This is a genomic window from Pontibacter sp. Tf4 (genome assembly GCF_014212495.1).
GTDB lineage: Bacteria > Bacteroidota > Bacteroidia > Cytophagales > Hymenobacteraceae > Pontibacter.
In genome coordinates this window covers 251989-272258 of sequence record NZ_JACKZC010000008.1, presented here as the reverse complement: position 1 = coordinate 272258, position 20270 = coordinate 251989, and the positions used below count along the sequence as shown (strand labels likewise).

General features: G+C 49.3%; 20 protein-coding genes. 11 read left to right on the top strand and 9 right to left on the bottom strand.

Annotated features, from left to right (window positions below):
* Window positions 1-27 precede the first annotated feature (27 nt).
* A complete protein-coding gene (gene ade, locus H7F15_RS14950; RefSeq protein ID WP_185197798.1) occupies window positions 28-1665 on the bottom strand; it encodes an adenine deaminase in 1638 nt (545 codons plus the stop codon).
* 86 nt (window positions 1666-1751) lie between these two features.
* Between ade and H7F15_RS14945 the strand changes: the two genes are divergently transcribed.
* From H7F15_RS14945 to H7F15_RS14910, 8 genes are all read left to right on the top strand, one after another.
* Window positions 1752-1907, top strand: a complete 156-nt coding sequence (locus tag H7F15_RS14945) for a hypothetical protein (RefSeq protein ID WP_185197797.1) — start codon at window positions 1752-1754, stop codon at window positions 1905-1907.
* 18 nt (window positions 1908-1925) lie between these two features.
* Window positions 1926-2630: a (d)CMP kinase gene (gene cmk / locus H7F15_RS14940; RefSeq protein WP_185197796.1), complete on the top strand. Its 705-nt coding sequence runs from the start codon at window positions 1926-1928 to the stop codon at window positions 2628-2630.
* A gap of 7 nt (window positions 2631-2637) precedes the next feature.
* Window positions 2638-3534, top strand: a complete 897-nt coding sequence (locus H7F15_RS14935) for a 4-hydroxy-3-methylbut-2-enyl diphosphate reductase (protein WP_185197795.1) — start codon at window positions 2638-2640, stop codon at window positions 3532-3534.
* Between the two features lie 75 nt (window positions 3535-3609).
* On the top strand, window positions 3610-4152 hold the full coding sequence (locus H7F15_RS14930) for a DUF502 domain-containing protein (RefSeq protein WP_185197794.1): 543 nt from the start codon (window positions 3610-3612) through the stop codon (window positions 4150-4152).
* Between the two features lie 426 nt (window positions 4153-4578).
* Window positions 4579-5388: an alpha/beta fold hydrolase gene (locus tag H7F15_RS14925; protein WP_185197793.1), complete on the top strand. Its 810-nt coding sequence runs from the start codon at window positions 4579-4581 to the stop codon at window positions 5386-5388.
* A gap of 135 nt (window positions 5389-5523) precedes the next feature.
* Window positions 5524-6018, top strand: a complete 495-nt coding sequence (locus H7F15_RS14920) for a RimK/LysX family protein (RefSeq protein ID WP_185197792.1) — start codon at window positions 5524-5526, stop codon at window positions 6016-6018.
* Window positions 6015-6917 carry a 30S ribosomal protein S6--L-glutamate ligase gene (gene rimK / locus H7F15_RS14915; protein ID WP_185197791.1) on the top strand — a complete coding sequence of 301 codons (903 nt, stop codon included), beginning with the start codon at window positions 6015-6017 and terminating at the stop codon, window positions 6915-6917. Before H7F15_RS14920 ends, rimK begins: the two co-directional genes overlap by 4 nt.
* 1 nt (window position 6918) lies before the next feature.
* Window positions 6919-7860 carry a succinylglutamate desuccinylase/aspartoacylase family protein gene (locus H7F15_RS14910; RefSeq protein ID WP_185197790.1) on the top strand — a complete coding sequence of 314 codons (942 nt, stop codon included), beginning with the start codon at window positions 6919-6921 and terminating at the stop codon, window positions 7858-7860.
* A 144-nt stretch (window positions 7861-8004) separates the two neighbouring features.
* Here H7F15_RS14910 and H7F15_RS14905 read toward each other — a convergent pair whose 3' ends face one another.
* The 8 genes from H7F15_RS14905 to H7F15_RS14870 all read right to left on the bottom strand — a co-directional run bounded on the left by H7F15_RS14905 (window position 8005) and on the right by H7F15_RS14870 (window position 17591).
* Complete coding sequence (locus H7F15_RS14905; RefSeq protein WP_185197789.1) at window positions 8005-8241, bottom strand: hypothetical protein; 237 nt, start codon at window positions 8239-8241, stop codon at window positions 8005-8007.
* Between the two features lie 191 nt (window positions 8242-8432).
* Window positions 8433-8927 (bottom strand): hypothetical protein, encoded by a 495-nt coding sequence (locus H7F15_RS14900; protein ID WP_185197788.1) that lies wholly within the window; start codon window positions 8925-8927, stop codon window positions 8433-8435.
* A 102-nt stretch (window positions 8928-9029) separates the two neighbouring features.
* A complete protein-coding gene (locus H7F15_RS14895) occupies window positions 9030-9815 on the bottom strand; it encodes a cyclopropane-fatty-acyl-phospholipid synthase family protein (protein ID WP_185197787.1) in 786 nt (261 codons plus the stop codon).
* 25 nt (window positions 9816-9840) lie between these two features.
* Window positions 9841-10527 carry an oxidoreductase gene (locus tag H7F15_RS14890; protein WP_185197786.1) on the bottom strand — a complete coding sequence of 229 codons (687 nt, stop codon included), beginning with the start codon at window positions 10525-10527 and terminating at the stop codon, window positions 9841-9843.
* A 13-nt stretch (window positions 10528-10540) separates the two neighbouring features.
* Entirely contained in the window at window positions 10541-13057 is a 2517-nt protein-coding gene (locus H7F15_RS14885) for a DUF5916 domain-containing protein (RefSeq protein ID WP_185197785.1), read from the bottom strand.
* 81 nt (window positions 13058-13138) lie between these two features.
* Window positions 13139-13978, bottom strand: coding sequence for a S1 RNA-binding domain-containing protein (locus H7F15_RS14880; RefSeq protein ID WP_185197784.1), 840 nt, complete (start codon window positions 13976-13978; stop codon window positions 13139-13141).
* Between the two features lie 1031 nt (window positions 13979-15009).
* Entirely contained in the window at window positions 15010-15642 is a 633-nt protein-coding gene (locus H7F15_RS14875; protein WP_185197783.1) for a Dps family protein, read from the bottom strand.
* A 65-nt stretch (window positions 15643-15707) separates the two neighbouring features.
* A complete protein-coding gene (locus H7F15_RS14870; RefSeq protein WP_185197782.1) occupies window positions 15708-17591 on the bottom strand; it encodes a hypothetical protein in 1884 nt (627 codons plus the stop codon).
* A 230-nt stretch (window positions 17592-17821) separates the two neighbouring features.
* On the opposite strand from H7F15_RS14870, the gene H7F15_RS14865 reads away from it, so the two are divergent.
* Genes H7F15_RS14865 through H7F15_RS14855 form a run of 3 tightly spaced genes read left to right on the top strand, consistent with a single transcriptional unit; the run spans window position 17822 to window position 20113 of the window.
* Window positions 17822-19087, top strand: coding sequence for a putative DNA modification/repair radical SAM protein (locus H7F15_RS14865; protein ID WP_185197781.1), 1266 nt, complete (start codon window positions 17822-17824; stop codon window positions 19085-19087).
* Between the two features lie 16 nt (window positions 19088-19103).
* The gene (locus H7F15_RS14860) at window positions 19104-19322 is read left to right on the top strand and encodes a hypothetical protein (RefSeq protein ID WP_185197780.1); all 219 of its coding nucleotides are present in this window, start codon (window positions 19104-19106) and stop codon (window positions 19320-19322) included.
* Window positions 19323-19333: 11 nt separating this feature from the next.
* Entirely contained in the window at window positions 19334-20113 is a 780-nt protein-coding gene (locus H7F15_RS14855) for a TIGR03915 family putative DNA repair protein (RefSeq protein WP_185197779.1), read from the top strand.
* The last annotated feature ends 157 nt before the right edge of the window (window positions 20114-20270 follow it).

Below are 20270 nucleotides of genomic sequence, written 5' to 3'. Positions count from 1 at the left end.
AACCGTGCCTGCGGCAGCGGACCTTGTTTATGCTTTTGTTACAGGTACGAACGAAAACGTATCGCCGTTAAATAAACCTTTGTCGCTGAGCTTGAGCGACGGTATAACCAGCAGCGCCATAAACGACAGCGTCATGAACGGCGAAGCCAGTGCGCTGCCCATTTCCTTGCTCATCCTGTCTATAGTTGCGTACGCTTCTGCCACTTTATACCCATCTTCCGCCGACATAATACCAGCCACCGGCAAGGGCAATAACTGCTCCTTTTCACCGCGCACCGCCGATACGCCGCCTTTTGCTCCGATGATCAGGTTTACTGCGCGGGCAATACTTTCATCATCCACACCCACCGCTATAATGTTATGCGAATCATGGCCCACCGACGAAGCAATGGCCCCTGATTTCAGGCCAATGTTTTTGATAAAGGCTACTGCTGGCTCTGCTTCTTCATAACGGTTCACCACAGTCATCTTCAGCACATCATTCGCTACATCCGAAACTATAAAGCCATTCTCTATCTTCGGTTCAACTATACCTTCCTTGGTTATCAGCTGCCCGTCAAAAGCCTCTATTACCCTGATCTTATGGGCATCAGAAGCCGGAATCTTGAATTGGTCTATAGTTTTAGGGCTGGTATTAAAGTTGTTTATAGTTTCGCTCTCTGTAAAAGGAATATTCGACTTTCCGTTTTCGGCTACCTTTTCGCCGTTGATGTAAGTGGCCAGCACGTTGAAGCTTTCCAGGTCATCTACAACTATAAAATCGGCAGGATCATTTTCTCGTAGCAAGCCTACTTTCATCTTGTAGTGCTCTACCGGGTTGATACACGCTGCCTGCAGCACATGGAACAAGTTGTTGCCTTTTGCCAGCGCGCGTTTTACCAGCAGGTTGATGTGGCCTTCCACTAAGTTATCCGGGTGTTTGTCATCAGAGCAGAACATGATGTTGTTATAGTGTTCCGGCAACAGCGGAATAAGTGCTTCAAAGTTCTTGGCGGCGCTGCCTTCCCGTATCAGTATCTTCATGCCTACGGCCAGTTTGTCCAGGGCTTCTTCGGCGGTAAAGCATTCGTGGTCGGTAGTGATGCCAGCAGAGGCGTATAGTTTGGCATGTTCTCCCATTAAGCCAGGTGCGTGCCCGTCTACCGCTTTGCCATACTTTTTAGCCAGCTCAATTTTCTCCATTACCACAGGGTCGCGGTTTAGCACGCCCGGCCAGTTCATCATTTCGGCCAGGTATACTATCTCGTCACGCTTAAACAATTCTTCTATGTCGGCAGCCGTTATCTCAGCACCGGCCGTCTCGAAAGGAGTAGCCGGCACACACGAGGGCGCTCCGAAGTAAAACTTGAAAGGTGTCTTCTTGCCATTCTCGATCATATACTCCACACCTTTAACGCCAAGTACATTGCCTATCTCGTGCGGGTCTGAAATGGTAGCTATAGTTCCGTGCACAACGGCCAGGCGGGCAAACTCGCTGGATACCAGCATAGAGCTTTCTACATGCACGTGGGCATCTGTAAAACCGGGTAAAATATAATTTGTGGCCGTGGTGGCTTCACGAACTATTTTAGAAATGTGGCCGTTTGCAACATGAACTGTACCTTCAAATATCTCGTGGTTGTGTATGTCTATGATGCGACCGGAAACGGTAAAGGCTGCCTGCATGGTGTTTGGTGTAAGTTTAGATAAATTGCCCGCAGATGGGGCTCGAACCCGTAAATTACTTTATATTTGCATTAAAGTCAGTCGTTTTGAGAAAGATAATTTCATACCTGGTAATAGCATGCGTTATGGCATCGGGCTCGCTGGCCGGGTGCAGCCAGAAAACCGCACAGCAGAAAAAAACGGCTAAATACCAGAAAATGAGCAAGCGCGGCAAAGCACCTTGCCCTTGCGATTCCAATTAAATTATACGCACCTCCTTTATGAAAAAAATCGTGATCGCTTTAGATGGCCATTCTTCGTGCGGTAAGAGCACTACGGCCAAGCAGGTGGCAGCCGAACTGGGATACGCCTACATTGATACCGGCGCCATGTACCGGGCGGTTACGCTCTACTTCCTCGATCATCATGTGTCGCTTACCAACCCGAAAGAGATAAAGGACGCGTTAAACAACATCGAGATCACATTCCATTATAATCCAAAAACGCAGCGCAACGAAACCTACCTGAACGGTCTGAACGTGGAAGACGAGATACGCAAAATGTACATCTCGAACCAGGTAAGCGAAGTAAGTGTGGTGCCTGAAGTACGCCGTGCCATGGTAGCGCAGCAACAGAAAATGGGCAGGCGCCGTGGCGTGGTGATGGATGGCCGTGATATTGGCACTGCCGTGTTTCCGGATGCGGAAGTGAAGATATTTATGACAGCCGATGTGGATACGCGTGCCAGACGCCGCCAGCAGGAACTACTGGTGAAGAACCAGCTCGTGAACCTGGATGAGATAAGAGAGAACCTGCAGAAGCGCGACCACATTGACTCTACCAGAGCCGAAAGCCCGTTGCGCCGCGCCGAGGATGCCGATCTGCTGGATACCTCGCACATGACGATAGATGAGCAGGTAGAATTTGTGATGCACAAGGTGGCATCGAAGTTGCTTGAACAAAAGTATTCCGTAGAGCAAGACTAAAGAAACCATGAACATTGTCATAGATAAAAATTCAGGATACTGCTTCGGCGTTGAGTTTGCCATACAAATGGCAGAAGACGAAATGGAGCATGTAGAAGAACTGTACTGCCTCGGCGACATTGTGCACAATAGCATGGAAGTGCAGCGCCTTTACAAGAAGGGCCTGCGCGTAATAGACCGCGAAGAGCTGCGTAACCTCCGCGACTGCAAAGTGCTGATACGTGCGCACGGCGAGCCACCGGAAACCTACCAGATCGCGCTGAAGAACAACCTGGAACTGATAGATGCCAGCTGCCCTGTGGTGCTGAAACTGCAGAACCGTGTAAAGCATGCGTTTGACTCTATTAAGAAAGATGAAGGCCAGGTAGTAATCTATGGTCAGGTTGGCCACGCGGAAGTAATTGGTTTGGCCGGCCAGACCTGCGACGAAGCGATTATAGTTACCACCGAAGAGGACCTGGACAAAATTGATTTTACCCGCCCGGTTACCCTTTTCAGCCAGACGACCAAGAGCACCAAAGGCTTTTACCATATTAAAGCGCTGATAGAAGAGCGCATTGCACAGGCGAACCAGGACAGCACACAACCAGAATTTGATGCCAACGACAGCATTTGCCGTCAGGTATCGAACCGCGAGCCGCAACTGGCCAGGTTCTCTACCGAACACGATGTACTGGTATTTGTAAGCGGTAAAAAAAGCTCGAACGGGAAGGCCCTGTACAGCGTATGCAAGCAGCACAACCCCAACAGCTACTTCATCGAGAACGAGACCGAACTGGAGCCGGAGTGGTTTGACGGCGCTGACAGCGTAGGCATCTGTGGGGCAACATCAACGCCTATGTGGCTGATGCAACAGGTAGCAGACCATATCGCGAAGCTGAGTGCACCCACGCCTCAAGTATAGCAAAATAAAATATAAGCTTTTTTGCTACTTTTAGGCTTTGCTTTCCGGCAAAGCCTTTTTTGTGAACTATAAAACATGAAACGAATACTTGGCTATTTCCTTAACGGACTTCTGATCATAGCACCCTTTACCATCACCGTCTGGATAGTGGTGGCAATCATAGACTGGCTTAACGATATGTTCGACCTTGGTTTTCCGGGGCTGGGCATTCTGCTGATGGTAGTACTGCTGACGCTTGTTGGCTTTATTGGTTCGTCTTTCCTTGTAAAACCGTTCATCATTCTTACCGAGCGCATCTTTCATAAAGTGCCGCTGGTAGGCATTGTATACTCCAGCATCCGCGACCTGTTCGATGCCTTTGTAGGCGATAATCAGAAATTCAACAAGCCGGTAATGGTAAAAATGGCGGAAGACTCCGACAACCACAAGCTCGGTTTTGTAACCCAGGATGTGCTGGAAACTATAGGTGTAGACGATAAAGTGGCTGTGTACTTTCCGCACTCCTACAACTTTTCAGGAGAGCTGTTTCTGGTGCCGCGCCGCAATGTTACCTACCTGAACGTGCCAAGCTCCGACGTAATGAAGTTTATCGTGTCAGGCGGCGTATCGCGACTTTAGTTCGCCTGAACCGGGATTAATAGGGATTCTTCTGATTAGATATGATTCTGTTCATACCGCAAGTTTAGCGCCAGCGTAACTTGTGGTTAAATTTGGTGCCAGTTTGCAACTGGCTTTCTGCGCGAGCAGAAAAGGATAAGTAGCGGAAGTTTATAGTTAGAAAGAGCTGGGGCTGTAGTTTAGGTCAAACTATAGCTATCCTTGCTTTTCCAAAGCAAAGCAAGTTGAAAACTTGCTGCCATAAACAGCCACAAGTTACGCTGAAGCTAAACTTGCGGCAGAAAGAGCTCAAATTCTATAATTAAATTTGGCCTTTAGAATCAATATTAATCCCGGTTCAGACAACAAAACTGTATGCATGACGAATAAACTATAGTATACAAACCATCCATTCGTAATTCATAATTCTTAATTCATAATTAAAAGTTGTATCTGATCAGGGATAAATCGAAGCTGCATTACCGCAAGATCGGGAGTGGGAGCAAAGTGCTGCTGGCGTTTCATGGGTACGGGCAGAGCAGTTCGTATTATCACCCCATGGAGAGGGCGCTGGGCCACGACTATACCATCTATGCTTTCGATCTGTTTTTCCATGGCGGGAGCCGGCTGCACAAAGACGATATGCCACTTACCAAAGAGTTCCTGAAAGAGATGATCGGACACTTTCTGGAAAAGCACGGGATCGAGCGGTTCTCGGTGATGGGCTTTAGCATGGGCGGTAAATTTGCGCTGACGCTGATAGAACAGATGCCGGAGCGGGTAGAAGAACTATACCTGATCGCGCCGGACGGTATCAAGACCAGTTTCTGGTACAACATTGCCACTTATCCGGGTTGGATGCAGCAACTCTTTAAGCGCACTGTTGTTAAGCCGCAGCCTTTCTTTAAGTTTCTGCAGGTACTCAACAAATACAAACTCGCCCATAAAAGCCTTATCCGGTTTGCGCATTACCAGATGGACAGCACCGCCAAGCGCCTGCGCGTGTATCGCTCCTGGATCGGTTTCCGTGATCTCAACTTCGATATCCGGCAGATCGTGCGGCAGCTGAACGGGCACAAAATACCGGTTACTATGTTTCTGGGGGAGTATGACGAGATCATTTCGCCAAGACGGGTAAGTGTGTTCATGGATGCGCTGGAAAAAGGCGAGCTCATCATCCTTAAAACCGGCCACTCCAACCTGATACAGGATGTAGCCGAACTATTGCACAGGAAGCGTATCCGTAACCAACATTAGCGGGCAAACCGGGCAGGAGTAGGGCACTACGGGCAGCTTTCTTTAACCCTTACGTTGGTATATAAGTATAGCCTTCTACTTCCGTTCCTGATTCTTAATTCAGAATTCATAATTAAAAAACCTATTTTCGCTTTGATGAAAAAGGAAAATAAACTTGCCCCCAGGCCAGAGAAACGTGTTATAGGTCGCCGCGAAATGGTAGCTTTGCCGGAGCTGGACATAGAGGAGATCGAAGCCAAAATAGATACGGGTGCTTATACCTCGGCCATCCATTGCTCCGATATACACGAGGAGACCGGCAAAGATGGCAGAACCGTGATCTGTGTGGACCTGCTCGATCCGTCGCACCCGCAGTACAACCATAAAAAATTACGCTTTGCCGAGTACGACCTGCGCGAAATAAAAAGTTCGTTTGGCGAGGTGCAGGAGCGTTATGTTATCCGTACAACCATCAAACTTTTTGATGAAGAGATAGAAGCAGAGTTCTCGCTCTCGGACCGCAGCGACATGAAATACCCGGTGCTCATCGGGCGCAAGCTTTTAAAAGGCAGGTTTATAGTGGATGTTTCCCGTAAAAACGTCGCACAGAAGTACAAAATAAAACAACAGCAGAAACATTCTAACTTATGAAAATAGCCGTACTATCCCGCAACCCTAAATTGTACTCCACCCGTCGGTTGGTAGAGGCCATTGAGCAGCGGGGGCACCAGGCCATAGTGCTCGACCACCTGCGCTGCGACCTTATTATTGAGCAGGGCGACCCGCACATACTTTACAAAGGCGAGCGCCTGACCGGGATAGATGCCATTATTCCGCGCATCGGTGCGTCGGTTACGTTTTATGGTACGGCTGTGGTGCGCCAGTTCGAGATGATGAAAGTGAAAAGTGCGGTAGATTCGCAGGCTATAGTTCGCTCCCGCGATAAACTACGTAGCCTGCAGATTCTGGGTCGCGCCGGACTTGGTTTGCCCAAAACAGCTTTCACCAACTATTCAAAAGAAACATCGGGGCTGGTAAAAGAGGTAGGTGGTGCACCGCTTGTAATTAAACTGCTGGAGGGCACCCAGGGCCTGGGCGTAGTGCTGGCAGAGACCAAGAAAGCAGCTGAATCGGTAATAGAAGCTTTTCATAACCTGAAGGCGCGCATTATTGTGCAGGAATTTATTTCGGAAGCGGGTGGCGCCGATATACGGGCTTTTGTAGTAAACGGCGAAGTGGTAGGCGCCATGAAGCGACAGGGCAAAGAGGGCGAGTTCCGCTCTAACCTGCACCGTGGTGGCAAAGCCTCGCTCATCCGGTTAACGCGCCAGGAAAAAGCCGCTGCCCTACTGGCTGCCAAATCATTGGGTTTAGGTATTGCCGGTGTGGATATGCTGCAATCCAAGCGCGGGCCACTTATTTTGGAAGTAAACTCATCGCCGGGGCTGGAAGGTATTGAAAGAGCTACCCAGAAAGATATAGCCGGCAAAATAATAGAGTACGTGGAAGGCCTTGCTAAAAAGAAGCCCAAGAAGAAAGTAAACGAATAGCATGCCCGAAACGATAGTTATCAACGGTCGAAGCATAGACCGTGGTGAAAAAGTACTGACCAAACTGGTGATCAGCAAACTGCCCAGCGGCACGGTCATCGAAATTCCGGTGTATGTTTTCCGTTCGGTGCACGACGGGCCGGTGGTACTGCTGATGGCCGGCATGCACGGCGACGAAGTGAACGGTACCGAGATCATCCGGAGGATGCTTTCCAAAAAGATGCTTTACCCGCTGAAAGGTACCATTATAGCCGTGCCTATCCTGAACATCTATGGTTTCTTGAACTTTAGCAGAGAGGTGCCGGATGGCAAGGATGTGAACCGTAGTTTCCCGGGGAACAGGGAAGGCTCGCTGGCCAGCCGGGTAGCTTACCGGTTTATGAAGGAGGTGATGCCGTACGTAGACTATGGCCTGGACTTCCATACCGGTGGCAGCAGCCGCGAAAACTATCCGCAGATACGCTGTGTACTAAGCGACCACAAAAACGAAGAGTTAGCCAAGGCTTTCGCAGCCCCGTTTGTGCTGAATGCGCCTTACCGGCAGGGCTCGCTGCGCAAAGAGGCCGGCAAACTGGGCAAATCCATATTGGTATACGAAACCGGCGAGAGCCTCCGCTTCGACGAAAAAGGCATTAAAACAGGCATGGAAGGCACCTGCCGCGTATTGCACCACCTGGGCATGACAGCCAACTGCGCCGAGGCAAAGGAGCCAACTATAGTTTGCCAGAAAGACATCTGGCTGCGCGCTAAAAATGCAGGGTTATGGCGCACTACCATACAGGCAGGAGAGTATGTAAAAAAAGGCCAGCTTGTAGGCAGCATCACCGATCCTTACGGCGAGATGGAAGTACGCCTGAACGCTCCGGCTACCGGTTACGTCATCGGTTTAAACAACATGCCGGTGGTTAACCAGGGCGATGCCTTGCTGCATATTGCTTTTTAATTGTTGATTGTTGATTGCTGGTTGTTGATTGTTGGATGATTTAGGATGACTTCGCAGCGAGTGGAGCTCCGGCAGTATATATAATAAATCAAAGGCCCGGCTACAACTATAGCCGGGCCTTTGCTTTATAGTTTAAACTATAGTTTATACCCATCTCCTGCGCTCACTAAAGTGGTTGCAGCCAAACTCGGCGCCGGTTATCATTTCAAATTTATTTGGTTTCAGGTCGGCAGATGCTTCGTGTACCAGCGGCAGCACGTACGAGGGATCCATGGCATGCTGGCCTGTCAGCTCGTCGCAAACACCAAAATTGTTACTTGGTACCTGTACTTTGTTTGGGTCCTGCTCCCAGTGGGCGCAGTGGTTACATGTTGCTTCCATAGTAGTATGTTGTTTAGGTTAACGCTTGTGTATGGTTACATTATACTTGCCTTCCGGAGGCCTTGTTTGTATAAAAATCGTGTTTTGGCCAAATTTAGAATCAGAATAAACAAGACAGACTATAGTTGCTGTAAACAAAACGGCCCTGCTAAACTATAGCAGGGCCATTTTTTATGTTGCTTTCAAATCTGTTAAAATACGTAGCGCACGTGCAGGGCAGAGTCCCAGAAGCCGCCGCCGCTTGGTATGTTGATGTAAGGCTTAATGTCAGCACCGATCGTGAAAGGAATATCACGGATGTAGTATTCCAGACCCAGTACGCCGTCAACACCTAACGCTACCACATGGTCGTCGTGGTAATGTTTATGGCCGCGGTCGTAGTAGTAGTGGCCTTCATGGAAGCCAACGTGCCCACCCAAACCATAGTACCACTGCAGCCCGCGCGCATTAAAAGCCTGCGCATGTTTCTCGTACAGCACTGTAATAACAGTACCGCGGTGCCGGAAGCTGGTGCTCAGGATACCCTCAATGGCAGCATCGCTCTTAATAAAATGCTTTACAGTTAAGCCCGAAGCAATACCGCCCCTGAAGCCTATACCAGTTTTGTAGCCACTCTGGGCGTTTGCACTAAAAGCCACTGACAAGATCAGCGCCAGTGCGAATGAAATTCGGTAAAACGTTTTCATAAAAGGTTAAAAGTTAAAAATGTGCGGCCGGCAAAATTGCACTGCCGGTGCAGTAAAATTAAAACATCTAACGCATATAAAAATAAATATTGTACGCTACCGTTACTTTTTAGATGTGGATTTGTAGCTCTGCAGGTAAGCCGTTTTGCGGGTGCGCCGCCCAATCAGCTTAAAGAAAGATATAAACTGTTGATCATCATGCTTTAAGGCTTTGGCAAAGGCGTCGGGCTTTTTATCGTTCTCAAAATCTTTGATATAATGCTCGCGTACTACCCCGGCTTCGGAAAGTTCTTCGGCAGCTTCAATTTGTACTAATCCGGTTTTCTCCCATAGTTTTCGCCACCAGGCTATGCTGTGTATAAAGTACCAGTAGTTCTTATAATCGCGGCGCAGGAACTTGGGCACTTCGTCCAGAGATTCTATTTCTTTGGTAAAGCACACGTCAACTATAGCAATGTGGCCGTCGGGTTTAATGAAGCGGGCAATATAGGGCAGGTACTTCTCGTCGGTGCCAAAGTACGTATAAGAGTCCACCACAATCACGGCATCAAAATACTCTTCGGCAAAAGGCAGCGATCGGGCGTCGGCTTCAATGGGGATAACCATGTCCTCACATCCTTCTTCCAGGATGCGCTCATAGTTGTCGCTGGCCGAGATGGCCTCATCCACCGCCCATACAGTTACGCCAAACTCTTTTGCCAGGAAAATAGAACTGATTGCTTTGCCGCAGCCCAGGTCGAGTACGCGCATGCCGGGTTTCAGGTCCAGCGATTTGGTAAGGCTTTCGAGGTTAAAAAGGACGTTCTCGCCCATGGAGTGCTTGCGCACCCACTCGGGGTCGTACTGGCTGGCTTTCGGGAAAACATGCCGCAGGTGGCGTTGTTGCATAACTATAGTTTTAGTGCTTCTGCCTTTACGCAGGGCTCTGGCTATAGTTTGCGGCCATTTCGGCAATTTTATCCGATGGGTAGATCTGGGTACCGCCCCGGTTTTGCTCGGCAGCATACAGCATGGCTTTGGCTACATCTTCGCCGGGAATGGGCTTGTAACGACGCAAAGGGCCTACCATCAGGCTGCTCAGGGGCTTCATTATTTTAGAGGCCAGTTCTTCGCCGGTGCGCTCTTCTTCGCGGTCGCCCAGCAGCAGGCTCGGCCTGAAAATATGCACCCCCCTGAAGCCAAACTCCTGCACGTCGCGCTCCATCTCGCCTTTCACCTTGTTGTAAAAGATCATAGAACCGGCATCGGCCCCCATGGCAGATACTACCAGAAACTGCGCCGCATGTTTGGCAGCGGTAAGCCGGGCCAGCTCTACCACGTAGGTATGGTCTACTTTGTAAAAGTTTTCTTTGGAACCGGCTTTCTTTATAGTAGTGCCCAGGCAGCAGAATACATCATCGGCCACCAACTCAGGCGCATACTTTTTCAGGTTATCAAAATCAATTACCTTCTGGTCCAGTTTCGGGTGTATGAGTGGCAGGTCGCGGCGGCCGATCGAGATGACCTGACTGTATCTGTCGCTGGCCAGCAGCAGGCGCAGGCAATGCCCGCCCACCAGGCCGCTGGCTCCTACTATTAATGCATTTCGGGTTTTGTGCATAAGAGATGTTCGCTTACGCAGAGAGTACGTTTTTAAGGGCTATATAGTCGATGTAGTATAATAATTTTACCGAGAAGTTGTTGTTCTGCGGCGATTGTAAGGTTTTCGACAGGTTATCGATGTACTTCCGTTCAATTTCCTTCCGCTCATCCCGTATCTCGTTTTTCCACATCACCATCAGCTCGCTGCCCGGTGCAAAACGCCAGCTATACATCAGGTCTATGTTAAAGGCGTTGTAGTTGATGTTTTTGTACCGCGCCTGGTTCGGGTCCTGCTCCGGAGTTATTCTGGAAAGGGTGCCATTCTGCTGCAGGTAATAGAGCCAGTTATTTTCGGCCGTCGACCAGTAGTGGCGCATGTTCAGGGTAAGGCCGGTTCGCTCGTTAAAAATATAGGCCCCCGATAAGGTGGTGGTCAGGGTTTTAATATCCCGGTTCGCAAAAACGCCTGTAGCCAGGCCCAACGGATCGGAGATGTGGCCGATGCTGTGTTTGTTTATACTATAGCTGTTGCCGTTAACAAGCAACAATTTATCGTTTACCCGGAAGCGCGGGCTCAGGCTGCCCCACCAGTCGCTTTGGTTGTAGCGGTTCGACTGCCAATGCCCCACCGATGCATCAAATGCTAGGCGCTTGCGGTAGTCTGTTGAGAATCCGAAGTTGAAATCGAAGGCAGGCGGCTTAATGAATACCTGCGGAAACTGTCTGGCCTCAAAGTAATCATAGGCATTTCCCGGGCGTATGCCTACATTACCATACGCGCTCATAAAATTGCGGAAACGCACGTTGCTGCTCAGGCCCATAGAGGTGCTTACAAACTCGCGCGGAGCGTACAGCATACTATGGCTCACGCTCAGGCTGTTGTTCCAGCTCAGGAATTTCCAGACAGGCTGGTAAAAGTTATAACTGATGCTGGCGCTGTTGCTGATCTCGTTGTTGTTGCTCAGGTAGCCCATGTCGTTTATCTCATAGGTATCCGATTCAACGTGGTGGTTCAGACCGAAGCGCAGGTTACCGCTTACCTTACTGAAATTTACACTATACTGATGGCCCAGATGTACAGCTGTCGGGATGGAGTCGCCGCGCAGAATTTTGTTGTAAATCTGGCTCAGGTTACCGCCAGCACTAATGGCATAGTTGTTTGTTTTGTCGGCGAAGCGCACTTTCAGGCCGGTTACGTTGGCATCGTAATACCCTTTGGAGCGGCTGACGTTAGTATTTGTGAAGGTGATAAAGGAGTTACGCGGCAGGGTCTGGTCCAGCACAAACACGTTATAGTTGGTGAACGGGTCGGTGAGTACTTCACGGGTTTCGCCGGTCTCGTTGTTTTTTATCTTGGCAAACATGTTGCGCGTAATGGCATTGAACAAACCTACCCCCAGGCCTTTTCTTGTTCTGCCCGATACTTTAGTTGCATTCAGCAGGCCGCTTATAGTTGGGTTTTCTTCTATAGTTTCATTTTCTTCCAACGAACCACTAACGCTGCCGCGTAGCATCGGCGTGCCCCCGATGCGGCGGGAGTAGAAGAGGCCAGCCTTGTTGAAAAGCTCGGTGCCTTCGGTAAAGAACTGGCGGTTCTCGCCGAATTTCACTTCAAACGGGCTCAGGTTCAGTACCTGGTTATCCGACTGTGTCTGTCCGAAATCCGGTACCAGTGTTACATCCAGGGTAAAGGCGTCGTTTATGCCATATTTTACATCCATACCCCCGTTTACAGAGCGGTTAAAAGGATTTTTGCCCTTGGTATCGCCGGAGTAATGGTTCAGGTAGCCCGAAACATAAGGTGTAAACTGCAAACGTACCGGCGACTTAATGCCCTCAATTCCGATGGCGCGTCCTTCCTGGCTCACAAATCCTTCCACGGCATTGTTTACATGGTTCCAGTACGATTTTTCGCGGGAACGACGTACCACGCGCATAAAATTCACGCCCCAGGTCTGTACCTGCGTCTCCGGGAAACGGATGGCGCTATATGGTATTTTCATCTCCACTACCCAGCCCTGTGTGGTTTTTTTTACCTGGCTGGCCCACACGGCATCCCAGTTCCAGTCTTCGCGCCCCTGCGAAAACTTAATGTCTGTCTGCACACCCGCCGCCGAAACCATAAAAGCAAAGGCATTCTGTTTGTCGTTGTATGTATCCAGGTACACGGCAAACATATCGGAGTTGTTTTCGCCGGAATCGCGGGAGCCGTATTGGGTAAGTATAGAGTCCGGAGCAGTATCGTACAGGTTGGCGCCTATGTACACGGCTTCGTTATCATACAGAAAGTAGACTTCGGAATGCTGCGATGATGGCTGGCCGTTGTGCGGGTCGTAGCGCACAAAGTTGGTGGCAGGGGCTACGGTTTGCCAGATTTCGGGCTCCAGGTAACCATCCAGCACGGGGGCTTTGGCCACGCGGGTAACTATAGTTGTCTTGCGCTTGAGCTCGGCAGCATCGGGCGCTTTGCTTTTGTCTTTGTCGGGGGTGGCAGCGGTGGCCGAAAATAAGGTAAGGATTAGGGCAACGGTTAGGTATTTGTGTAGCATTATAGTACTGCGCCTGACGAGAGCGCGGCTGTTATAGTTGTTAGTCTTGTTTATAGGTTGTTTTAGCGGAAGTATGGCTAACTAACGCCTGAGCTTTATATAATCCGGGAAGATCTCAATCCTGCCTGCCTTGTACAGGTTGCCGATAGCGCGCTTAAACATTTTCTTGCTTGCGCCCACTACACGGTAAATGTCTTCCGGGTCGCTTTTATCCGACAGGTTCAGGGTTCCGTTCTGTTCTTCGAGCAGCTGCATTACCTTAGCTGAGGTTTCATCCATCTCGCTGAACGTATCAGCATCGGGTTTGCGCAGTGTTACGTCTATCTTGTTATCGGGACGTATGGTTTTGATGTAACCGGGCAGTTTGTCACCGATCTCCAGGTCTTTAAACACCTCGTTGCGGTACAGCAGGCCTTTGTACTGGTTGTTGATGATGACGTTGTAGCCCAGGTCGGTGTACTCCGCGATCAGCAGATCTGCCTGTTCACCTTCTTTTACCTGTATGTCCTCATTGTTCAGGTACTTGTTGATCTTGGCGGTGCCCACAATGCGGTCCGAGGCATCATCTAAATAAATGTACACGCAGTATTTGCGACCGGGTACCATCTTTACTTTCTGGTTATTGAGCGGTACCAGCAGGTCTTTCTCCAGTCCCCAGTCCATAAACGCCCCGAAGCTTGAAGTATCTTTGCACAGCAGTCCGGCAAATTCGCCTACCGTGGCATAAGGTGTCAGGTTGGTGGCAATTACCCGGTCTTCGGAGTCGCGGTACACGAACACGCGCACCAAGTCGCCCACTTTGGCGCCTTCGGGCACATATTTGGCAGGCAGCAGAATATCCCCATCTTCTGAGGTTAAGTATACTCCGAAATCTACTTCCCGGGCTATCTCCAGCTCGTTATAGTTGCCTAAATCTACCATGTGCGTGTTATAGTTTGTTGCGTAAAAGTGCCGCTCTACAAATCTAACAAAAACACAAACGCTATAAAAGCTGAGAGCCAGCTAAATAGAACAACGCTATATATTTCAGGTAAAGTATAAAACAGAGTAAGTTAAGTATAAAAGCCAATGATAAGTGGTAAATGGATTTAACTGATTTAGCAGGATTTGTGGTATTTCTTAGCACCGGCTGTTGCTACCTCACCCCGGCCCTCTCCTAAAAACAGGAGAGGGAGTTTGTCTGAATAGGATTCGCAGGATTTTAGGATTTTCAGGATTGGGGCTTTTGCTATAGTTGCAGCTATAGTTTTATAGTTGCCGAAATCCAACCACCCCTGCCCCTCCTTATCCAAGGAGGGGAACTCTGATACTGCTATAGGCTCAACTATAGTTCTATAGCTCCAGCCTACGAACAGGACAGGTTTACCTGTCCCTACGGAACTATAGCCACGAGAAAGTAACCGATCTGCTTTAACTAAGAGCAGGCACAGTAACTATAGCCAGATCATAACCTATCGAACTGCTATCAGTCTTTGGGTTGAGCGCCTTTGACTTGTTGCGGTGCCGATAGGCAATCCGAGGGACGAGGATAGCAAGAAGGCAGCAGCGCGATGCCCGAAGACGGGGCCTCCCGGCCTGGGAGGGAGCCAAACTAACTATAAAACAGTAGGCTATTAGAGCTCCCAGGATTGAAAGAAGCTATGAAAGAAACGGCTTGGTTCAGTTAGTAGGCAAAGCTAACTATAGCACCAGACGCTAGCAGGAGCTGCGCACGCTGCTAGGTCTTTACCAACTATAGTCCAAAATAGATTTCTCACTCTGTTCGAAATGACAATAATGGAAACTATAGCACATATAAGATTTCCCAGCTCTGCTCGACATAACAAATAAGAAACTATAGTTAATCAAACTATAGGTCTATAGTTATCCAACAGCACAAACCAATAACCAGGCTGCTAAAAACAGAAAAGGCAGCTTTTATAAAGCTGCCTTTTTCAAACTATAGTTTACACTTACTTCGCCTTTGCTTTTGCAACCGGCTTTTTAGTAGTGGTTCTTAACGCGGCTTTGCTGCTGCGGCTGGGTTTATCTTCCTTTTCCATAATATCCTCCGGACGCGCAATCATACCGATCGATAAACCGTCATCGCCCAGGAAGTGCTCGATGTGGTGACAGCGGTCCTCGGTTTTGATCAATATGCCTTCCAGCAGGGCCTTTGTTGCGAAGTCTTCGTGCTCAAATGCCAGTTTTATAGTTTTGCGCAGCTCTACGGCTATCGTTTTCTCGTCTTCCATGTCCTTGGCCAGCATCTCCCTTATCCTGAAAACACCTTCTTCTTCGTGTTCTATGTAAGAAATCTCCAGCTGCTTTTTAGGATGGCAGGTAGGGCAGAAGCCCATTACGGTCAGGCGCTCGGCAATGGCATCGTACTGCTCGTGTATCTGGGTGTAGTGCTCCTCAAAGAACAGGTGCAGGTCGCGGAACTGCGGGCCTTCTACCATCCAGTGGTGTTTGTGGTACTGGTTATAAAGTGTAATGAACGATGCCAGGTGGCGGTCCAGGTCGCGGGCCATGGCTTTGGCGGTGTTATCGGATAACCCGACCGGGTTTCCTTCATATTCTGATTTTTCTCGTAGCTTTTCCATAGGTATAGTTTGTAATTATACATCTATACTTACCGCAGAAACCCCGAAAAGGATATGAAAAACGCTTACCGGAACTCGGCTACGCCCGGCCGCTCGAAGCGGAAATCCGTGAAGTCGTAGTAAGGGCGGGAGGCCTCGTATACTTTAAAACCGCGGATGTCTTCGTTAACAGGCAGGCGTGGGTAAAAGCTGAAAAGGATCTGTATCGTGCTGAAAGACAGGTACTCGTTGCGGAACCGGAGGCCCAGGCCAAAACCGGTGTACGGCTTGTTTTTGAGCGGGCTGGTCTTGTTCCCCGCCGATAGCCAGGCCACATCGGCAAAAGCAAGCGTGGCCAGCTTAAATCCTAAAAAAGAAAAAGGCGTGTACAGGTTTGCCTCATAGTTAAGGGTAAGCCGCTTGCTGCCGCGCAGCATTTCGGAGTTAAAGCCGCGAAGGCCATCGTTGTTGTTGATGGTGAGCAGTTCTTCGGGGTTGCGGTTAAGGCCAAAAGTGGCACGGGTCTGCAGGTAGTGGCGCAGTTTCCAGTTGCCACGCTCATACAAACGCGTAAAGTACAACGACTGCACTTCCAGTTTTCCCTGTTCCCAGGTGTCATCATTTAAAAACGAGCCCCACGATACATTGCCATACAAATAGCCCAGATGCGAACGGTATTGCGCAAATGCGGCCGAAGCCCCGAAATAGCGTCGGTTGGTGCCGGCCCCATCCTGGTAGCCTGTCGTTACCGACACAATGCCGCCTGTGGGTATATCTTCTGTTCTACCAAAGCCAAACAGGTAACGGTCTTTGTAGTACTTGCGCACACTATAGCCGATACTACCCAAATAAAGCTGGTTGCTATGGAAGTTCTCTGTCGGAACGATGTGGTATTTCGTGTCGATCACCCGGACACCCAGGATCAGGCGGCCGCGCGGTTCGTAGCCAAGGTTGTAGCTCTTGAACTTAAAGGCACGGCCAAACCAGGCATCGCGGCGGGTATAGCTTAAAGTGCCAAAGGTTGGGGTAGCATCGCCGTTGGCAGGTGGTAGCAATAGTTGTTCTTCTATGCGGCTTACGCCCACGGCACCGGCATAGCGGGTATTGGTAGCATAAAAATCACGCGACAGGAAAGCGCTCCGTTCCTGGTATCGGTTCTCGTTTATATAGGCAATGTTGGCAGTAATATAAGAGCGGCCAATGTTCTCAATACTATAGCGCCCGGCAAACTCCCAGGGGCGCGGCGCTTCCTGGTTAAAACGATACGTGAGCTCCGGCTGATGGCCAAGCCCCAGAAAGTTAAGTTCGCGCACGGTTATCCGGCCTGACCCCGACGATGGCGTAAACGACCCCGACCCACCCAGGCTGAATACGTCTTTCGTGATCACGATCACATCCAGGCTGTCGTCTGTGGTGGTGCGTTCATTAACTATAATCCGGGCATCCAGAATGTAGTCGGTCTGGCGCAGCAATCGCTCCGATTCTACCAGGGCAAGCGGTTCCAGTGTTTTATCTGTCTCAAAAAGCAGCTTGTTCCGGATAAGGCTGCCCTTGGACCGGGCATGAAAGAAATTGCCGGTTTTCTCGAACCAGTTGGCCGGTACGCGGGTGGTGTCGTTTATCGAGTAACCAAAAGCATCCAGCGAAATGACCCGTATGTTGCGCACTACCTTATAGTTGTGGCGTTCATACTCGCGCTCTATCAGTTCGGCGTCCAGGTTCAGTACTTCATCTTTGCGGTCAAATACCAGGATCGAGTTCAGCAGTTTGCCCATAATGGTTTTGCGCTCCGAAAGCTCGCGGAGGTTCTGCATCACGCGGTCTTCAAACCGGCGGGTGGTATCGGCAACTATAGCAGTGTCGGGTTTGGCTACAGGTTTTTTCTGGGCATTACCTTGCAGGGCGGGCAGCAGCAACAGCAGCGGCAAAAGCAGGCGCAGCAAACTATAGCAAGGGCGAAGATGACGCATAAGGTACCTGAGTAGCGCGAAAGCAAAGTATAACTGATAAAGATAACGTTTTTTGAAAGCAGTTCAGCCATCTTCTCCTTCTGAAATTAAGCTGGATACTTATTAAGCTAAATAATTTAGTAATTAACACGATTGTTGATAAAGCTGTGTATAAGTTTTGCTAAATTTATTAGGTATGTTTGCAAGTGTTGCCTACCTTTAAAGCACTAAAGCAGAACAAAGTACCGCGCATGAACGAGAAAATAACGGAGAAACTAAAGATATTAGCAGATGCTGCCAAGTATGATGTTTCCTGCTCGTCGAGTGGTGGTAAACGCAAAAACGAGAACAAAGGCCTAGGCAACGCCGAAGGCATGGGTATCTGCCATAGTTATACCGAAGACGGCCGTTGCGTATCGCTGCTGAAGATACTACTGACCAATTACTGCATTTTTGATTGTGCCTACTGTGTTACCCGCAAGAGCAACGATATTAAACGTGCTGCTTTTACGGTGCAGGAAGTAGTGGACCTGACCATTAACTTTTACCGCCGCAACTATATCGAGGGTTTGTTTCTGAGCTCCGGCATTTTCTCGAATGCAGATTATACCATGGAACGCCTGGTGCGCATTGCCAAAAAACTACGCCAGGAAGAAAAGTTTAACGGCTACATTCACCTGAAAACGATACCGGGCGCCAGCGAAGAGCTCATAAAAGAAGCCGGCTTATATGCCGACCGCCTGAGCGTGAACATTGAGCTGCCATCAGAGCAAAGCCTGGTAAAACTGGCTCCGGAAAAGAACTATAGCGAGATTCTGCTGCCCATGGATAACATCAAGCAGCAACTAATCCAGACCAAGGAAGAGCAGAAACTGTTTAAGTCGGCACCTGCGTTTGCACCGGCCGGGCAGAGCACGCAGCTTATAGTTGGGGCTTCGGCCGAGAACGACCAGCAGATCCTGCAGCTTTCGAGCGACTTGTACAAAAACTATAGTTTAAAGCGGGTATACTACTCGGGCTACGTGCCGGTGAGTGCGGATAACAGATTGCCAATTATTACAGAGCCGCCAATTATACGGGAGAACCGCATTTACCAGGCCGACTGGCTGATGCGCTTCTATGGTTTTGATGTGAAGGAGATACTGGACGAGCACAACCCGCACCTGGACCTGGACATTGACCCGAAGCTGAGCTGGGCGCTGCGCAACCGCCACTTTTTTCCGGTGGAACTGAACACGGCAGACTATGAAATGATACTACGGGTGCCCGGCATCGGGGTAAAGTCGGCGAAAAAGATCGTATCGGCACGCAGGTTTGCAACGCTTACCTATGAGCATCTGAAGCAAATGGGTGTGGTAATGAAGCGGGCGAAATACTTTATTACCTGCAACCACAAAAGCCTGCAACCTTACGATTTCGACTCGAAGCGCATCCGGAATAAAATATTGTTTGGAGATGGAGCCTTGCGCAGTCCGTTGCTTACCCAGCAGCTGGACCTGTTCAGGCAAGTGGGATGATAAACCAAGTATAGCTATGGCACAGAAGTATAAAACCGTTGCTACCGACCAGGAAAAAGAAACACAGAAAATAAAAACGATTAAAGTAAAAGTGATGAGAAAGAACAACAAAGTTGCCCGCGTATCCTGCTACTGCAAGCTCAACATGCTGGTACCTCACCTGCAAAGCCTTTCATCAACTAGAATGCAGTCAGAAAACAAGCCGGAGAAAGCCCGCAACAACAGCAACCAGTAAACTATAGTTTAATGTATTTCTATACCTACGACGGCTCTTTTGAAGGACTGCTGACGGTGGTGTTTGAAGCCTGGGAACGCAAAGCATGGCCAACTACCATTGAGCAGGAGCAGATAGCGCAGCCGGGCATTTTCGGGGAAACTATAGCTGTAGTTACCGACGAAGTGAAAGCGCAACGGGTATGGAAAGGACTGGAGAAAAAACTATCGGTAACAGCGCAAAAGCAACTATACCACACGTACCTGTGGGAGCAGCCCGGCTTTGAGCTGACGATCTTTAACTATAGTAAACTGGCTTTCGAAAGTGCTGAGAGTATAGAAGGCAACTATACAGCGCCTTGTGTGCTTCAGGTGCAGCAGGCTGCCAAACAGGTACACCGCGAAAAGCACCGCATGGAGGCCTTTGTGCGTTTCCAGAAAACGACCGACGGACTTTACTATGCGCACATTGAGCCCGATTTTAATGTGCTGCCGCTTATCCTTTCACATTTTACCAAACGCTACGCCGATCAGCGCTGGGCCATTTACGATATCCGTCGCCGCTATGGCGCCTACTACGACCTGCACACCACGCAATTTATAACACTGGATGCAGCGCCGCGCAAGGGTATAGGTGTATTGCCGGAATCAGCGGTGATGGAGGAGGAGCACAGCTACAAGCAACTATGGCAGGTCTATTTTGACCATGTAAACATACCCGAGCGCAAAAATCCCAAACTGCACCTGCGCCACATTCCAAAACGCTACTGGAAATATCTCTCTGAAAAGCAGCCCCGCCTGCTAAGGGCCTAGTGCATTATAGGACAGTTTCCGGAGTTAAAGTTTGCCCTTTGCTGTAACATACCCTGTACGGTTTACGTAAGCATTTCTATATATTATTACTAAAACAAGCCGCAGATGACCTGCTACGGCATACAGTAAAATAGAAATGTGTATGTGGCTTAGCTAA

What these genes read in the sequence shown, in the direction of transcription:
- H7F15_RS14910 (WP_185197790.1), top strand. Translation starts at nt 6,919, where the DNA reads ATGCCCGAAACGATAGTTATCAACGGTCGAAGCATAGACCGTGGTGAA.
- H7F15_RS14920 (WP_185197792.1), top strand. Translation starts at nt 5,524, where the DNA reads ATGAAAAAGGAAAATAAACTTGCCCCCAGGCCAGAGAAACGTGTTATA.
- ade (WP_185197798.1), bottom strand. Translation starts at nt 1,665, where the DNA reads ATGCAGGCAGCCTTTACCGTTTCCGGTCGCATCATAGACATACACAAC.
- H7F15_RS14905 (WP_185197789.1), bottom strand. Translation starts at nt 8,241, where the DNA reads ATGGAAGCAACATGTAACCACTGCGCCCACTGGGAGCAGGACCCAAAC.
- H7F15_RS14855 (WP_185197779.1), top strand. Translation starts at nt 19,334, where the DNA reads ATGTATTTCTATACCTACGACGGCTCTTTTGAAGGACTGCTGACGGTG.
- H7F15_RS14885 (WP_185197785.1), bottom strand. Translation starts at nt 13,057, where the DNA reads ATGCTACACAAATACCTAACCGTTGCCCTAATCCTTACCTTATTTTCG.
- H7F15_RS14935 (WP_185197795.1), top strand. Translation starts at nt 2,638, where the DNA reads ATGAACATTGTCATAGATAAAAATTCAGGATACTGCTTCGGCGTTGAG.
- H7F15_RS14870 (WP_185197782.1), bottom strand. Translation starts at nt 17,591, where the DNA reads ATGCGTCATCTTCGCCCTTGCTATAGTTTGCTGCGCCTGCTTTTGCCG.
- H7F15_RS14900 (WP_185197788.1), bottom strand. Translation starts at nt 8,927, where the DNA reads ATGAAAACGTTTTACCGAATTTCATTCGCACTGGCGCTGATCTTGTCA.
- cmk (WP_185197796.1), top strand. Translation starts at nt 1,926, where the DNA reads ATGAAAAAAATCGTGATCGCTTTAGATGGCCATTCTTCGTGCGGTAAG.
- H7F15_RS14895 (WP_185197787.1), bottom strand. Translation starts at nt 9,815, where the DNA reads ATGCAACAACGCCACCTGCGGCATGTTTTCCCGAAAGCCAGCCAGTAC.
- H7F15_RS14875 (WP_185197783.1), bottom strand. Translation starts at nt 15,642, where the DNA reads ATGGAAAAGCTACGAGAAAAATCAGAATATGAAGGAAACCCGGTCGGG.
- H7F15_RS14880 (WP_185197784.1), bottom strand. Translation starts at nt 13,978, where the DNA reads ATGGTAGATTTAGGCAACTATAACGAGCTGGAGATAGCCCGGGAAGTA.
- H7F15_RS14865 (WP_185197781.1), top strand. Translation starts at nt 17,822, where the DNA reads ATGAACGAGAAAATAACGGAGAAACTAAAGATATTAGCAGATGCTGCC.
- H7F15_RS14860 (WP_185197780.1), top strand. Translation starts at nt 19,104, where the DNA reads ATGGCACAGAAGTATAAAACCGTTGCTACCGACCAGGAAAAAGAAACA.
- H7F15_RS14930 (WP_185197794.1), top strand. Translation starts at nt 3,610, where the DNA reads ATGAAACGAATACTTGGCTATTTCCTTAACGGACTTCTGATCATAGCA.
- H7F15_RS14890 (WP_185197786.1), bottom strand. Translation starts at nt 10,527, where the DNA reads ATGCACAAAACCCGAAATGCATTAATAGTAGGAGCCAGCGGCCTGGTG.
- rimK (WP_185197791.1), top strand. Translation starts at nt 6,015, where the DNA reads ATGAAAATAGCCGTACTATCCCGCAACCCTAAATTGTACTCCACCCGT.